At 63.7% G+C, this 16,718-nt stretch carries 8 protein-coding genes, 1 other RNA gene and 1 pseudogene; 3 read left to right on the plus strand and 7 right to left on the minus strand.

Features of this window, described 5'->3' with window-relative positions:
- Positions 1-72: 72 nt before the first annotated feature.
- The 5 genes and pseudogenes from RQH86_RS14135 to RQH86_RS14155 form a co-directional block, all read right to left on the minus strand.
- The gene (locus tag RQH86_RS14135; RefSeq protein WP_311239676.1) at positions 73-2,553 is read right to left on the minus strand and encodes an XVIPCD domain-containing protein; all 2,481 of its coding nucleotides are present in this window, start codon (positions 2,551-2,553) and stop codon (positions 73-75) included.
- Positions 2,546-2,980: a hypothetical protein gene (locus RQH86_RS14140; protein WP_311239675.1), complete on the minus strand. Its 435-nt coding sequence runs from the start codon at positions 2,978-2,980 to the stop codon at positions 2,546-2,548. Before RQH86_RS14140 ends, RQH86_RS14135 begins: the two co-directional genes overlap by 8 nt.
- A gap of 169 nt (positions 2,981-3,149) precedes the next feature.
- Complete coding sequence (locus RQH86_RS14145; protein WP_311239674.1) at positions 3,150-3,875, minus strand: hypothetical protein; 726 nt, start codon at positions 3,873-3,875, stop codon at positions 3,150-3,152.
- Positions 3,876-4,280: 405 nt separating this feature from the next.
- A complete protein-coding gene (treA, locus tag RQH86_RS14150) occupies positions 4,281-5,954 on the minus strand; it encodes an alpha,alpha-trehalase TreA (protein WP_311239673.1) in 1,674 nt (557 codons plus the stop codon).
- Positions 5,955-6,433: 479 nt separating this feature from the next.
- Positions 6,434-6,809, minus strand: a pseudogene (locus RQH86_RS14155) (DUF72 domain-containing protein); the annotation flags it as partial.
- Between the two features lie 222 nt (positions 6,810-7,031).
- Between RQH86_RS14155 and RQH86_RS14160 the strand changes: the two are divergent.
- The gene (locus tag RQH86_RS14160) at positions 7,032-8,048 is read left to right on the plus strand and encodes a hypothetical protein (RefSeq protein ID WP_311239672.1); all 1,017 of its coding nucleotides are present in this window, start codon (positions 7,032-7,034) and stop codon (positions 8,046-8,048) included.
- Positions 8,049-8,438: 390 nt separating this feature from the next.
- Here RQH86_RS14160 and RQH86_RS14165 read toward each other — a convergent pair whose 3' ends face one another.
- Both RQH86_RS14165 and RQH86_RS14170 read right to left on the minus strand, forming a co-directional pair.
- On the minus strand, positions 8,439-9,356 hold the full coding sequence (locus tag RQH86_RS14165) for a GAF domain-containing protein (protein WP_311239671.1): 918 nt from the start codon (positions 9,354-9,356) through the stop codon (positions 8,439-8,441).
- A 931-nt stretch (positions 9,357-10,287) separates the two neighbouring features.
- Positions 10,288-13,167 (minus strand): pitrilysin family protein, encoded by a 2,880-nt coding sequence (locus RQH86_RS14170; protein ID WP_311239670.1) that lies wholly within the window; start codon positions 13,165-13,167, stop codon positions 10,288-10,290.
- A 519-nt stretch (positions 13,168-13,686) separates the two neighbouring features.
- Between RQH86_RS14170 and RQH86_RS14175 the strand changes: the two genes are divergently transcribed.
- A non-coding RNA gene (locus tag RQH86_RS14175) (sX9 sRNA) lies at positions 13,687-13,760 on the plus strand.
- A 29-nt stretch (positions 13,761-13,789) separates the two neighbouring features.
- Positions 13,790-16,468 (plus strand): PAS domain S-box protein, encoded by a 2,679-nt coding sequence (locus tag RQH86_RS14180; RefSeq protein WP_311239683.1) that lies wholly within the window; start codon positions 13,790-13,792, stop codon positions 16,466-16,468.
- The last annotated feature ends 250 nt before the right edge of the window (positions 16,469-16,718 follow it).

Raw genomic sequence — 16,718 nt, forward strand, 5'->3', positions numbered from 1 at the left:
GGCTTCGACCATCGCGCGGAAGGCAGCGTTGCCCAGGGCTAGCTACGCTGCAAACCTATTCTGAGAAGTTGATCAGACACTCATGCGCGGCGATTGCTGCCCATCTTGCTGTTGGCTGCGTGCCAATTCCTGCTGTCGTGTTTGCGTCTGCTCCTGGGCGATGGCTTGGTTGGCCGTTTGTAGCTTTGCATCCGACTGCTCCAAAGGGATATGAATTGCCTGGTCTATAGAAACGACGACGCGCTTGTGCGTCGGGTCGTCGAGGCGTCCCTCGACCGCGAAGAGATTGCCGTTCTTTCCCATCAGTACGTGATCCACGCGCTGCAGTGCATTAGCTGCAAGCGAGGTATTGCCGGCGTCTGGATAGCGCTCGCGATTGTCCTTGCACGCGGCCAGCAGGCAGCGGCTGACGCGTTCGCTCATTTCGTCATACGGCTTACCCACGCTCTCATCGATCTTGGCCACCCCTTCGCGGATCTGCCTCAACATGACGTGATCGGGATGATCCGGATTTTGCGGGCCCGATGCTTGCGGCCGTGCGGGGACGCTATGGCCGCGTACATCTGTGTCTTCCTGAGTCTTCTTCGAAGAGGTGTCCGCGTTGTCATGGCTTTGCGTGCGCGGCGCAGTGACATGGATCGTCTCTAGCGTTTTGATCGGTTCGCCAGCAGTCTGGGCCGCCGGCTGTGCAGCCGTACGCTGTGTGCCTAGGGTCTGGGCTGCGTAGGTTCCATCAAGCTCTTGCTTCAAGTTTCCCTTGGCCTGGCTGTCCCAGAGCATCCCGTCATGGGTCCATTGACCATCTTTGCCACGTTCGTAGAGGTCGCCGTCTGAGCCGACGATCCGGCCGGGATGCTTCAGTGCGTCATGCACTGCGGCGGGCATGTAGGCGTGACGCTCCCAGCCATTTTGCTCGTAGGTCTCTTTGTAGTGCGCGGCCATCGCTGCTGGCGTGTGCATCGCGTTCTGCCTGATGATTTGCTGCGAAGCGGCATCAAGTTGCGACGCACGTTGAGGGCTCGCCGTTTCGGTGTGCGTGCTCATCGTGCGATCGATCAGGCCATCAGCTATCTGGCGCGTCCACTGCTGCGTATTCGCGTTGTGCACCCACGGGGATTCGCGCAGGCTGCGCGTGTCGTGCTCGTTGGCCGGTTGGGTGTAGGGATCTTTATTCTGCGGCGGCGAACCGAGTGCCAGCTCGATAGACGTACGAGATGCTTTGAAGGTCAGCAAGTCCGCGACTTCCGGCGTGGCAACTTCGGTCCGCGTCTTGAAGAGCGGCACGCCGGCTTCGCCAAAGGCGACAGCTGCTGGATCGACTTCGCCAGTGCTGACGTCACGCGCCCACCGTTCTCCGGCTTGGTGATTCTCAAGGCGCCACGTATTGCCTTGCGCATCTTGTTGATGGGAAATGCGATGATCATTGATCACATCGGCCAGCTTGTCGCCGCCCACCGCGCCAACGATGCCGCCAACCGCACCTGTGACTAGTAAGCCCGGGCCAGACTCCACACCTAGCGCTGCGCCTACGCTACTGCCAAGCACTGCCCCGCCGAAGGTGCCCAGATTTCGTGTGGCGTAGCGGGTGACCTCTGCATCGGCCGCAGTGCTGTTGCCCTGCGCGTCCAGCCGCTCGGTGTTTCTTGCCGTACCGCCCAGGTCGTACACGGCCGCCGCCGCGCCCACAATGCCCAGCCCACGGACGGTGCCGGAGGAGAGCCTGCGCGATGCCGCCACCTCTGCGCTGAGCGCGGTCTCTGCGATGCCTACGGCTGGCGCATCCAGCCCGGTCGGTGCGCGGACCATGCCGGAGGCGCTGAGTTCTGCTGATGGCCGGAAGTGCGTCTCCTTTAGGTCAAAGCTTCCAGCAAACTCACGTGAAAACGTGACATCTTTGACCTCGTTTCCAATGCTTCCCGCCGTTGTAAAGATTCCTTTGGGTGCTGCTTGAATAAATTGCGTTTGTACTTCCGGCAGCACGGCACCTGCGCCACCTTGGGCATACAGCGCCTGTAACTTTGGGACAGGCTGCCCGCCCAACGACGTGACATTCGGGTTGCTCAGGACGGCCGGCACTTCCACCTGACCGAAGACACGCTCCAGGTTGGCAGCAGAAGCAACAACTTTGATGTCACCGCGCAGAGAACTTGCGAACTCCTGAGAGGCTTCGCCCCAGAGGCACCTCGACAGGGACGTCGGGTTCTGCGATGGGACGTTAGGATCTCCGTACAAGAATGAACTTGCAGAGTCCTTCGCTGTTATCGCATCCTGACCCAGATCTTCAAAGATATCTATGGTTCTATTCGTTATTGCAGTGCGGACTTGTTTATCGGAAAGAAATTGCGCGCGCGGTGTGTCATTTATTACGGGTAGTCCGGTATTTTTGGATAATTCGACAGCTGCAATTTCCGAGGAAACTTCGCCAATTTTTCTGCTGTAGAGGATCCCGCCTTCGCTGTCTACTGTAGCAGTGTATTTTCTAGCAATACTCGCTATTTCTTCCAGGCTATTGGATTGTTTAATGAGTTCTACATCGGTTTTGTAGTCACTCATTGCTGAGTCCCAACGAATGAGTGGAATTCACCAGGGCCCAATCTTGCTCAAAAATAACCTTACCTGTGAAGAAAGACTTCTTTGATTCCCTCAGCACGGATGGCCTGTTTTCGAACTGCAAACCTGCCGCTATTAGCCTGTTGACCAAGAGTTTGACCGTTTCTAGCTGGTCGAGTGTGAACGCCCTAGTTGAAAAAGATGGAAGCGGCATGCCGACCTGTAACTCATCTAGATATCCAAAGCTTATTATGTGAATGTTGAAGTGGACTTTGTCCTCCAGCCACTTCTGGTCAAGCTCTCCGAAAACCTCGGCCTGATCAATATCTACTGAAAAAGTTTCATGCCCTAGCTCATCAAATCCGCGGATGCCTCCAGAAAAACGTGCACGACCTTCTGGGAAACTTATCCATTCAAATGTCTCTGACATAAAAGTGCCTCTTTTCCTGGGCGTGGATTGATGATGACTCATTTTTGAGATTGAGCGGACGGCGATTCTTGTGATGCATCACTGCCAAAGTGCAAGCCAGGAATGACGTGGTGCTAACGGAGCATCGCTATTGTTGCAGTATAAGTGAGCGCCTGCGCTTGATCGTCCATCAACTGCTTGAAACGCTATCTTGCCGGTTTGCCTCTACCAATAATTGCTCATACGACTGTACGCGTATACGTAGGCGAATGAGATGCCAGGACATCGCAAAAGCAAACAAGAGCGTAAAGGCCAGCACGCCCTGCATCAGGGTGATCTTGCTCAACACCGTCCAGTCACCCATACGCCAGTCTTTCAGCTGCAGATAGAGGGCGAGCAGGACGGGCATAAAGCCCAGCTTCTCCATGCCGCCAGTGAACAGCCCCAGGCGGTCGTGCATGTTGGTACGACGGTCGCGCATGAACGCCTCGCGTCGGCGTCGCTGCTCCAATGGAAACCATCGGAGTGCCGCGACGATGGATTGGTAGTGGTAAAACTCCCGCTCCATCTGCTCTGCATGATCCGCATAGGGGCGGCGGAATCCAGGCCACTCGCGCTTAAATGAGAGTGCGCCGTAGACCAGAAAGCCAGTCAACTCGACCGCAAGACCTATGGCTGCGAGATAGAGGCCAGTCTTGCCGCTCAACAGGGTGCCAGACAAGATACCCACGCCCGCACCGATCAATCCAATCGCCAAGCTCCAGCGCTCTACCGGACCGGCGCGGCTCTGCTCGGTTACGTGTGTGTAGTGCGCCATTGCAGCGGAAAGCGAGGGAAAGCTCAGGTCTACCAGTCCGATGGTTTCCCGATTGGTACTTGCTCCGCGTTCCGCCGCTACGTTATCTGGTGAACCCATCCAGCCTCCCTTGGCGATTGAGCGTCCAATCCATCTCTGTGATCCACAGTATTCCTTAGCTGCTCAATGCGCGCCAGCACGCTACGCAGAAGTATCAAGTGTCTCGCTATGCTGCTGTTGACAAGCGACGCCGGGCGCCAGCAATTTAAGCCCAAGGAGCGTCGAAACTCTTCACGTAGCGGTGCCCACCTCCGTCAAACCGGTGGGTTTTTTGTGCCTGCATCTGTGCAGGTGCAACCGACGCGACGCCTGCGTCGGGAAGGCGGTTAATACAACACCGGCGAAGGGAATACGCCCGCCGGCTACCGGCTGTTTCGAACCTCGCGATATCCTGGCCTACCGACTACCAGAAACGCTATGCCGTCAGCGACGCCGAGCAGCGCCCGGCATATCGCTGGCGCACACTCAGCGCGCCGTCGCTTCGGTCTTGCGCGCGCGCTTTGCAGGCGTGGTTTTTTTGTCGGTACCCGGATACAGATTCAGCAGCATCAAGGTGACGCCATTGGTCCAGCCGAAGCCGTCCTGCAGTGCGTATTCGCCGCCGCCGCCGCCAGCCGCAGCGGCGTCCAGGCCGTATTTTTCGACCAGCTTGTGCTCGCGTGCGAACAGCGCCTGCACCTGGCTGAGGAAACGCTCGCCGATGGTGCGCGCCAGCGCGTCTTCGCCGTAGCGACGCAGGCCGTCCACCGCCACCCATTGCAGCGGCGCCCAACCGTTGGGCTCATCCCATTGCTGCCCGGTCTTCACCGCGGTGGTGGCCAGGCCGCCGGGGCGCAGCAGACGCGCGCGCACCACGGTGGCGGTGCGCTTGGCATGCGCGTCCGACGCCAGGCCAGCAAACAGCGGGTACAGCGCGGCGGCAGTGACCTGGTCGCTCAGCGTGCGGGTCTGCCAGTCGTAGTCGGCGTAGTAGCCAGCCGCATTCCACAGATGCGCGTCGATGGCCTGCTTGCGCTGCTGCGCCAATGCGGCGTAATCGAGCGTGCACTCGGCGCCCGGCTGCGCGCAGGCCTGGGCCAAAGTGCGCTCCAGGTGATACAGCAGGCTGTTGAGATCGATCGGGATGATGGCGGTGGTGCGGATGGTGCGCAGGTTTTGTCCATCGGCCAGCCAGCGGCTGGTGTAATCCCAGCCACTTTCGGCGCCGGCACGCAGGTCACGGTAGACCTCGGCCGCCGGGCGGTCTTTCACTTCGGCGGCGGTGCGGGTGTCGTGCAGCCAGGCTTCCGGGCGCGGCGTGTCGCGCTCGTCCCAATAGCGGTTGAGCACGCTGCCGTCGGCCAGGCGCACCGCATGACGGGCGGCTTCGCCGGGCTTGAGCCCGTCGCTGCCCTGCATCCAGTACGCGTATTCCTTTTGCAGCTGCGGCAGATACCGCTGATAGACCGCCTCGCCTTCCACGCCGGCCTGCAGCTCCACCATGTAAGAGAAAAACGGCGGCTGCGAGCGGCTGAGATAATAGGTGCGGTTCCCGTTGGGAATATGCCCGTAGGTGTCGATCAGGTAGGCGAAGTTGTCCAGCATCTGGCGGCTGAGCGTGGTCTCGCCGCTCTTCACCAGGCCCAGCATGGTGAAGTAGGAATCCCAGTAGTACACCTCGCGGAAGCGGCCGCCCGGCACCACGTACGGGTGCGGCAGCGCCAGCAGGCTGCTATGCGGCGGCACGTGGTTCTGGCTGCGCACCAGCTTCGGCCACAACAGATCGATGTGCTCGCGCAGCGCGGTGTCCTGGCGGATGGCGTCGGTCTGTACCGGCGGCGACTCTTCGAAATTGGCGTCCACGAACTTGCGCAGATCAAAGCCCGGGTGATCGTGCTGCGCCAGATAGTCGGCGTTGATCAGGGCCGGGTCGCGCAGCGGCAAAAAGTCGACGAAATGTTTCTGGTCGTCGAACAGCTCGCCGCTCTGCACCGCCTGGAACAGTTCCGGGTAGGCCACATCGGGCGTCGGCGGCGTGGACGCAGGCGCATTGACGACCGGAGTATCCAGCGGCGCGGCAGTCAGCGTGCACGGCGCAACAAACATGCTCAGCGACAGGCCAAGCAGCGACGTGCAACACGGGGGCGCGGCAGAACTCATGGCATCTCCAGAACGGGCAGTGGCGTAGGGCATGGTAAACGACCAAAGTGGCGGGCGGGACTGCGTGAGATGCCGGAACGCCGACAGACTTCGCGCGGTGACAACGGGATTCAGCAAGGTGATCCGGCGCGCCGCCGCAACGAGCGCCAATCCAGGCGTATCGGCGCGGATCCAGGCAGCTTGAGTGCAGCGACGGCGTGCTGAGTTAGATGCCGTCGCTGCAAGAAGCGCGCCAGGGCATGGCAGCGGCTAGCGTTATTGCGCCGGCATCGGGGGCGCCGTCAATGGAGACACTGGGGCATCCGCCGCACCCGTTGTCTGCGTGGCAGTGACCGGGCGCATGTAGGACCTGAGCGGTGGTCACCCTGAGGCGCTGGTCTGTGCGGCTGGGTCTGACGTGCCGACATGCAACAAGCATCGGCCGGCGACGATGCCGAAGCGTCGTGGCAGGTGACGCCCGGCATGCAGCGGGCACTGCCTCAGACCCACGCCCCCTGTTCTATCCCCAACAGCGCCTGCAGCCCGTGCGCGTTGGGCACGGCCAGGCCGGCGGCGGTGGTGTCGAAGATCACCCAGCGTTCGGCTGGCGGCTGCCGCGCAACGTGCGGCGCAGCGCACACCGCATCGTCCAGCGCCTGCAGCGCGCTCGTCGTAGCTGCTGCAGTAGACGCGCGGGCTGCCATGCCAGCGCCATCAAGACGGGCCGATGCTCGTGTCCGGTGCTGCTGCCTGGGGTACTTGCGCAGGGTCGGCGGCGCAGCGCGCGATGCGGTGGCGCGTCAGCAGCGCCGCCGCAGGTGGCAGGAGCAATCTGGCGTGGCGCGGCTCGCAGACCACAGCGCTCTGCCAGCGCCGCCACCCGTGCATCGAAGGTGGCGCTGGGCGGCAATCGCGAACGTCAGCCGGTGAGGCGAATGGTTCAGCCCAGGCATGCGCTCAATGTGAATGGCGGCTGGTCCCTATTGAGCAGACAACGAATTTCAAACGCGCGTAAACGCCGCGCCGGCTAGATTTGCGCGCTCCGGACCGGGGTTGGTGGTGCGGTGCCCGTCTCTTCTCTTATCGGTCTCCCGCATTGTGATTACCCGCAGGAAGGAAGCGCTTGTCCCGCATGTTGCTGCAGCCGCATGCACGGGCGCCATCCTGTTTTTTCTTGCGTGCCTGTTGCTGTACATGCCAGCTCCGCGTCTTACCGTGCAGCAGGATGAAAGCCTACAGGTGTATTTCCTGCCGCGTCCGCAGGTGACGCCGCCGGCGCCGGTCGAGCCGCCACCGCAGGAGCAGCCCAAGCGGCAACAGCGCGCCACCGCCGCCTCCGCATCGGCTGCCCGTCGTGCGCCACCGCCCACGCGCACTCCGCCGCCGCAACGCCAGGTCGCTGCCGCCAATGCGCCGGCCGATGCATCGATGGCAGCGCAGCTGTATACCCGCGAAGGCCGTCTGCGCATGCCGCTTGACACCAAGGTCGACCCGATGGCGCAAGGCGACGCAGTGCCGCCGGGCATGACCGACGCGCGGGCGCAGGCCAAGGCGCGCAACGTGATGGAGCGGGTCAACCCGGTGCAGTACCAGGACACGCGCTTTGCCAAGGATTGGAAGAGCGACGGCACGCTGGGCGATGTGGCGATGCAGGAAATGAATCGCGGCATGAAAAAGTTCAACGACATGCTCAACGGGCCGCAGACGCAGGTGGCCAAGGCAAGGCCGCCGCCGGACGTACGCTTCAATCCTGCATTGGCCGGAAATCAGGCCGAAATGGGCAGCGAGGCCACTGGCGATGCGTACAAGGCCGCGCCGATCGCGCATGAAACATTGCCCGACCTCAAGGGCGAAGCCAGCCGCCGCATCCGCGAGGCATTGGCAACACTGGAACAACGCAGTGCCCGCTGCGATGCGTCCAAACGCAAATCGTTGCTGTCGCCGGTCCGCACGCATCTGTCCGACCTGGAGCGTGCCGAACACGCGCTCAACAATGGTGCCGACCCGGTATTGGCTGCGCAGCTGTTGCCACGTCAGGCCGACAGCGCCTACGACCTGGCACGCCGCGCGCTGTGGTATGCCGACCGGCAATTGAAGCAGTGCGCGGTGGGGTAGGTGGGGTATTTGCGGCGCCCCATTCCGCGTTAGAGACCGTCATGCGCTTCAAGCCTCTTTCCCGCCTGCGGGAGAGCTCTAAGGCGTCGGGGTAAGGGCACGGTGACAGACCGCCATCTGAGCACAGCGTAGGCATGCGCTGGAAACGCGCCAGGACGCCCCTCACCGCTCAAGCCGCGCACCCAACACTGAGTTTTACCTTGCAAAGGCGTTGTGCCCATCAGGGTGAGAACAGTTGGCTGGATCGGCCAACGGCTGGCCCCCATCCGCCCTTCGGGCACCTTCCCCCGCAGGCGGGGGAAGGCAGTCCGCCGATCGCTGCCGTGAAGCCCCTCTCCCGGCGGGAGAGGGGTTGGGGTTAGGGTACGGCTACGGCAGCGAAGCAGCGGCCTACGCCAGACTCTGCCGGTAGCGATCCTTCTCTGCGCTCAGCGCAATTTCCGCACGTAAAAAGACTTGGCCGATCGGTTCGTCGGCGCGGGTGGCTTGCGCTTCGCCGAGTAACACCGTCAGGCCCAGCGCATGTTGCAACTGCGCGACGTCGCGCAGGTGTTGCAGCGTGCGTTCGGCATCGGGGTCGCGCAGGACGGCGATGAATTCCGCGCTGTCGGTGACCCGGTCGATGCTGTTGCCCGGCCCCTGCACCAGTGCGGCAAACGCCTGGTCGAGCTGTTGCAAGGTACGGCCGAGCAGCCGCTCGCTCTGGCGTTCTGCCAAGGCGGCCAGTTCCTGCACTTCCAGGATCACCAGCCGGTACGGAGTCTGGGTATCCGCGGCAGCGGCCGGCTGCAGGATGGCGTTGCGTTCTTGTTGCAGTGCTTCCTGACGCCCATCCAGCAGGTTCATGGCGACGCGCGCCAGCGCCTGCAATCCGGTGCGCTGGAGTTCGTTGAGCGAGCGCGGTTCGGTATCGAGCACGCACACCGTGCCTAGCGCCACGCCTTCGGTCGTCACCAACGGCATGCCTGCGTAGAAGCGTGCGCCGGTGTCGCCGGTGACCACGGAAATATCGCGGAAACGTGGGTCTTGGGTCAGGTCCGACACTTCCATCAGGTGGCCGGGGTCGCGGATGGCGTGGTCGCAAACGGCCTGGCTGCGGTCGGTCTGTTGCAACCCCAGGCCAAGTTGGGCCTTGAACCATTGGCGGTCGCGGTCTACCAACGACATCAGCGCGATAGGCGTATTGCAGAGCGATGCGGCCACCTGCACGATGTCCTGATACGTATCTTCGGGCAGGCTGTCGACGATGCGGTAACCATCGAGGACCTGCTGGCGGGAGGCTTCATCTGCCGTCGGCATCTCTTTCATCGGATCAGCCAAACACCTGTCGAGGAGAGGGTCCAACCTTACCGGAATGGCCGATAACATGGCGTCGATATGAGGGTTGCCGCCGCCGGAAATTGACGTGCTGACGTGACGCGCGGGCTGCGGGCTGTTGATCAGGCCTAGCGGGCTGTGTTGCCACCTGCCGATGGTTCAGTTGTTGCTGCAGTCAACCGTCAATCAACGATCAATTGACCAATCAAACAACCGACCAGCGTGACGCGCGGAGTGCGGAGTGCCGATCGGTGCGAGCGGCCTGTAGTGCCACCTGCCGATGGTTCAGTTGTTGCTGCGGCCAACGGTCAATCAACGAATCAATAGACCAATCAAACAGCCGACCGACCAGCGTGACGCGCGGGCTGCGGAGTGCGGATCGGTGCGAGCGGCCTGTAGTGCCACCTGCCGATGGTTCAGTTGTTGTTGCGGCCAACCGTCAATCAATGAATTAATAGACCAATCAAACAGCCGACCAGCCGTTGCGGTTTAGCGCGAAGAACGGACCGAGCCGACTGCAAACCGTGGGCCGACCAATCAATATGCCATTCGAACAGCCGGGCAATCGAATAACCGGTTAACCAACATTCGATCCTCGATCCTCGATCCCCGATCCCCGATCCCCGATCCTTGGCCAATCGGCCAATCGGCCAGTCCACAGCCGGTCAACCAAACGCTCGACCACTCGAGCCGGCGATCAATCCGCAACGCGCATTCTGTCAACCAAGCGGTCAACTTGCCGACCGACCGACCGACCGATCAATCAATCGACCGGCGTACCGACCAAGCAAACGAATAACCGACCAATCGAACAATCGATCGGCGCATCACCCAAACCACTGCACACCCAGCAACGCGCCGCTGCCCTGCACCCACCCGCCTACGCATCGCAAGCGGGTGGGTGCAGGGCATTAGCGAAACCTCAGCGCTTGACTGGCTTGCCGTCGGCGTCCAGCACCTGCACTTCGCCGAGCTTGAGCGCGCGCACCGGGGCTTCGATCTTCTTCAGGTCGCCCACGATCACCCAGGTCATCGCGTCGGGCTTGATGATCTGCGCGATGGCCTTCTGCGCGGCCGGCTGGTCGATCGCTTCAAGGCGCGGCTTGAGCGTCTGCACGTAGTCGTCGGGGCGGTCGAACTGCACGATGCCTTCGATCGCGCTCAGCACGGCGGTGGTGGTTTCGTAGCTGCCGGGCAGGGCGCGGATGCTCTGGTTCTTGATCTTTTCGATCTCCTCGCCGGTCAACGGCTTGTCGCCGACGATGGCCCGGGCTTCCTTGAGGATCTCGTTGGCCGACTCGGCGGTCTTGTCGGTCTGCACCGGTGCAGAGAACAGATACGGCCGCTGGCCCTGCGCATCCATCAGACGAGTGCCGGCACCGTAGGCCCAGCGCTTGTTCTCGCGCAGGTTCATGTTCAACCGCGAGGTGAAGGTGCCGCCGAACGCATCGTCGGCCACGCCAATGGCCAGGTTGTCCTGGGTCTTGGTCGACGGTGCCAGCAGGCCGGCCAGGATCACCGACTGCGGGGCATCCGGCCGGTTGATCAGGTACACACGTGGCTTGGGCTGCACGGCCACGTCGACCAGGTTCTTCTTCGGCAGCGGGCTGGCCGGGGCCTTCCAATCGCCGAATGCGGCATCCAGCTGCGGGATGATCTGCGCCAGCGTGGTGTCGCCGGCGACCAGGATGCGCAGGTTGTCCGGGCGCAGCCACTGGCCGTGGAAGGCCTGCAGGTCCTTGGCATTGAGGCTCTTGATCGCCGCTTCGGTGCCGCTGCCGGTGAGCGGGATGCCGTACGGATGCTTGTCGCCGTAGAGCAGCGGCGGCAGCGCACGCAGGCCCAGGCTGGTGGGCTTGGTCTTTTCCTGCGCGATGCCGGCCAGCCACTGGCCGCGGATGCGTTCGATGTCCGACGGTTTGAATGCCGGGTTGCGCACGATGTCGGAGAACAATTGCAGCGACGGCTGCAGCTGGTCGTTGAGCGCATTGAGCGAGGCGCTGCAGCTATCCAGATCGCAGCCGACGCCGGTGATCGCGCCCAGGCGCTGCTTGCGCTGCGCCACTTCCACCGAATCCAGCGACGCGGTGCTCTCGTTCATCAGTGCGGCGCTGAAGCTGGCGGTGCCGAGCTTCTTGCCCTGGTCGGCGGCGTAACCGGCGTCGAACAGCAACTCGACCTGGGTGACCGGGATGGTGTGGCGCTCGGCCAGCACCACTTCGATGCCGTTCTTCAACTTGCCGCGCTGCAGTGTGGGGAAGCTCAGGTCAGGGAACTGGGTGGTCTTGGGCACGCCGGTGCTGCGGTCCACATTGGAAGCGGTGACCTTGTACTTGCCGGCGGCGGGCAGCTTGGGCGCCGGCTTGCCCGGTTCGGCGGCGCGTGCGACCACCGCCTTGTCTTCGGCAGCCGGGTCGAAGTCCTTGCTCGCCGGCAGCACGGTGAGCAGATAGTCGCCCTTGCCGAACCAGGTGGCGGAGGCCTGCTTGACGCTATCCACGGTGGCGGCCTGGCCGCGCTGCAGATCTTTTTTGTAGGCACCCGGGTCGCCGCGATAGACCTGGCCCTCGGCCAGGAGCACGGCCTTGCCGGTGAAGCCACCGACCTTTTCCAGCCCGCGCACGAAGCCGGCACGGTAGGCCACCTGCGCGCGCTGCAACTCGTCGGCAGTCGGGCCTTGTGCGATGAATTTCTTGAGTTCTTCGTCGATCACCGCCTCGACCTTGGCCGGGTCCACGCCGTCTTTGACGTCGGCCTGGATCTGCATCTGGCTGGACAGCGCAAACGGCTGCACCGAGGCGGACACGTCATCGACCAACTTGTCCTGATAGACCAGGCGTTGATACAGCCGCGAGGTCTTGCCGCCGCCCAGCACGGTGGTGGCCAGATCCAGCTGGATCATGTCGTCGGTGCCCAGTTGCGGCGCGGCCCAGGTGCGGTAGATGCGCGGCTGCGAGACATGGTCGTGCTGCACGCCGCGCTTCTGCGCGGCCAGCGGTGTGACCCACGGCTGTTGACGCGCCACCGGCTTGCCGGACGGGATATCGCCGAAGTACTGCAGTGCCTTGGCGCGCGCCTGCGCCACGGTGATGTCGCCGGCCAGCACCAGGGTGGTGTTGGCGGCGCCGTAGTTGTCGTTGAACCACTGTTTGACGTCGCCCAGCGAGGCCGCGTCCAGATCTTCCATCGAGCCGATGGTGTCGTGCTGGTACGGGTGGTTGGCCGGGAACAGGTTGGACAGGATGTTCTGGTCCACGCGGCCATAGGGGCGGTTTTCGCCCTGGCGCTTTTCGTTCTGCACCACGCCGCGCTGGGTGTCGAGTTCTTCCTGGCCGATGGCGCCGAGCAGGTGGCCCATGCGGTCCGATTCCAGCCACAGCGCGGTATCCAGCGCGGTGGTCGGCACGGTTTCGAAGTAGTTGGTGCGGTCGAACCAGGTGGTGCCGTTCATGTCGGTGGTGCCGACCTGTTCCAGCGGCGCAAAGAAGCTGCCCTTGTTGTTTTCAGAGCCGGAGAACATCAGATGCTCGAACAGATGCGCAAAGCCGGTCTTGCCGGCCGGCTCGTCGCCGGAACCGATGTGGTACCAGATGCTCACCGCCACCACCGGCGCCTTGTGGTCTTCGTGCACCACCACGGTCAGGCCGTTGGGCAGGGTGAAGCGGGTGTAGGCGATGTCCGGAATGGCGCTGCTGTCCGCGGTCTTGGACAGGCTGGCCGGGGCGGCGGCGACAGCGGGGGCAACGGTACCGGTGGCGACGCCGAGCACACCGGCGATCAACAGGGACAGCGGACGCAGCATGTGACACTCCAGAGCAGGGTAATCGGCCGAGGGTAGTGGCTGCTTGGCGAGGCCGCAAATGCTGTTCGGCATGGGGGTGGTGGGCAGCGCTGGCGGGCTGCCGGAACGGCGGGCATGGCGACGGCAGGCCGTGTTGAGTTGAATGGGTGGCGTGAGATCGGGCGCGTGCAGGCCGCAGCGGGCAGCCGTCTGGCTCGGGGGGCGGGCAACGCTGGCATCGCAGGTGTTACGGACAGCAAGGCCGCGCGGTGAGTGGCTCGCCTGCGCAGTGTTGGCTTAGCGCTACCGGCACGCGGAAACCACGGGATCCGGCGTGGACGCCACGACGGCTGGCGACCGAGCCCCGCCACGCGTCCGTACGGAGGTAAACCCACCACGCACAGCTGCAGCGGCCAGGTGCACACGCCAGCATGATCGTTTCGCCACTGCGGCCCTCTCCCACAGGCCGCCAAGGGTTTGGAGCAGCTAACAAGGCGATTGTGCAGCCGCCAGGCGCGCGCGGCCGGTGCGCGGTGCGGCATGTACCACGCGTACACCCCGGTTCTGAGCGCCACCTCCACACCCTGACGACTGCTCGCTACGTGTTGTTAGCCACTCTTAATCGGCCGCAAGCGGGCCCGGCCTGGGTGCACTCAAGTTGATCCTCGCCTCGCCGTTATCTGGTGCGACCTACTTTGCCCACACGCCGCCCGCCCATCACGCCATGACCGTTCTGTTGCCGCCCGTGCCGATTCCCGCCAACGACGCCTTGCGCGTGGACGCGGTCCGCCGGCTGGGGGTGTTGGACACCGAGGCCGAGGCCGAGTTCGACGATATCGCCTGGCTGGCGGCGCATGTCAGCGGCGCCCCGATGGCACTGGTGTCGCTTCTGGATGCCGACCGGCAATGGTTCAAGGCGCGCTGCGGCACCGACCTGGAGGGCACGCCGCGTAGCGTGTCGTTCTGCTCCTACGCGGTGATGGGCACCGAGTTGATGGAGGTCCCCGACGCCGAGGCCGACCCACGCTTCGTCAACAACCCGTTGGTGACCGCCGCACCCGGTGTGCGCTCCTACGTCGGGGTGCCGCTGATCGGCCGCGAAGGCTATGCCTACGGCACCCTGTGCACGCTCAGCACCAGATCGCGCGTGCTCGACGAACATCAGAAACAGGCGCTGATCCGTCTCGCGCGGCAGGCGGTCAGCCAGCTGGAAGCGCGCCGCGATCGGCGCGATGCGCAGGCGCAGCGGCAGACGTTGAGCATGTTGCTGGAAGCCATGCCCGACGGCGTGGTGGCCTGCGGCACCGACGGCCTGCTGCGCGAGTTCAACAACGCCGCTAGGCAATGGCATGGCACCGACCTCCGCGTGCTGCCACCGGCGCAATGGGCGCAGCATTTCGATCTGTACAGCGCAGACGGCAATGCTCTGCTGCCCACCGAGGCCATTCCGCTGCTGCGTGCCTGGCGCGGCGAGCACGTGCGCAATGCCGAACTGGTGATCCGTGCCAACGGTCAGCCTCCGCGCAGCGTGCTATGCAATGCAGACCCGGTGGTCGGCGATAAGGGCACTGCGTTGGGCGCGGTGTGCGTGATGCACGACATCACCCAGCTCCGGGGTGCGTCGGCGGCCTTGTCTGCCGAGCGCGCGCGGCTGCAGGCGCTGGTGGATGCCTCGCAGGACGTGGCGATCATCGCCTTCGACCCGCAGGGGCGCATCGAGCTGTTCAATCCCGGCGCCGAACAACTGCTGGGCTACGCGGCCGACGAAGTGCTGGGCAGCTGTCCGTCGCGGTTCCATCTGCAGGCCGAGCTGGAGCGCCACATGGCCACATTGGCGTTGTCGCCGCCGGCATATGTGGAACTGGCTGCGGCCGCTGCCGGCAATGTGCTGGCCGAAGAACTGTGGACGCTGGTGCGCAAGGACGGCGAGCTGCGCCGAGTGCGGCTGTGCTTCAACGTCATCCATGACGCGCAGCAAGGCCTGGCCGGGTATCTGGCGATGGCCATCGACGTCACCGCCGAGCTGCAGGCGCAGGCCGCCGCGCAGCTGGCCGCCGAACGCTTCACCGGCGCCTTCGAAACCGCGCCGCAGGGCATGGCTATCGTCTCGCTGGAAGGCGCTTGGCGCGACGTCAATCCATCCTTGTGCAGCATCCTCGGTTACCCGCGCGAGCAATTGCTGCGCACGACCTTCCAGCAGATCACCCACCCGGACGATCTGGAAATGGACCTGCAACTGGTGCAGGAACTCATCGCCGGCAAGCGTGATAGCTACAGCCTGGCCAAGCGTTACATCAGCCAGCAAGACGCGGTGATCTGGGCGCAGTTGTCGGTGTCGCTGGTGCGCGACGGCAGCGGTGCGCCGGTGCATTTTGTCTCGCAGATCCAGGACGTCACCGAGCGCCATGTCGCCGCCGAACGTCTGGCAGAAAGCGAAGCGCGGCTGCGTGCGATCAGCGATGCCACCCCGGCGCTGGTCAGCCAGTTCGATGCCAGCCAACGCTGCCTGTTCGCCAACGAAGCGCACCGCGATTGGCTGGGCGTGGAGCCGGCCAGCCTGGTCGGCTCGCCGATCACGCATCTGCTGGGCGCGTCGCTCAGCGCGACTGCACGCATCGCATTGGCGCAGGTGGCCGACGGGCAACGCGCCAGTTTCGAGCATGTGTTGCATGTGGGTGGCAGCGCACGCGATGTGGAGATCACCCTGGTGCCGGAAACCCGACGCATGCTGGACGGTGCACAAGGGTTTTTCCTGATGGCGCAGGACGTCACCGCGCACAAGACATTGCACCGCCTGATGCACGAGCGTGCCACCCGCGATGCGCTGACCGGTCTGCCTAACCGCCATGCCTGGACCGAGGCATTGCAGACCGCCGTGCTGCAGGCGCATCGGTTGCAGCGCGCGGTGGCGGTAATGTTTCTGGATCTGGATGGCTTCAAACGCATCAACGACACCTATGGCCACCGCGCCGGCGACGCGGTGCTGGTGGAATTCGGCCATTGCCTGCAGCGCGCGGTGGAAGGCCGTTACCTGGTGGCGCGTCTGGCCGGCGACGAATTCGTGGTGCTGCTGGACAATCTGCAGACGCCCGACGCCGACTGCGCCCGGGTTGCCGAGCGCATCCGCCACGCAGCGTCCGCTGGTGCCTTGTTTGGCGAGCAGCGGCTACCGATCCAACCCAGCATCGGCATCGCCTGGCAGCACGGCGACCAGGTCGAGGCGGCAAGCCTGATGCATGCCGCAGACAAAGCGATGTATGCCGCAAAGAATGCGCGCTTCAGCAAGGACGCAGCACTGAACGGCCGCGAGGCTGCGCGTTGAGGTAAACGGCAACCGCGGTTCCTTTATCGGCCGATGGGGCACCCTCACCCCAACCCCTCTCCCGGCGGGAGAGGGGCTTGAACAGCGAAGCGTGTTGCGCTGTTCCTTCGCCCCTCGAGAGAAGGTGCCCGAAGGGCGGATGAGGGGGCGTCAGCGAAGCGCACCCGAAAGCCATCCCGCTTACTACGCGGCTTGCTTGACGTAGTGGCATTGCATTACCACGCGGCCTGCTTCAGGCGGTGGTGTCGCA

Origin of the sequence: Xanthomonas sp. WCS2018Noco2-27 (assembly GCF_031843525.1) — a bacterium.
GTDB lineage: Bacteria > Pseudomonadota > Gammaproteobacteria > Xanthomonadales > Xanthomonadaceae > Xanthomonas.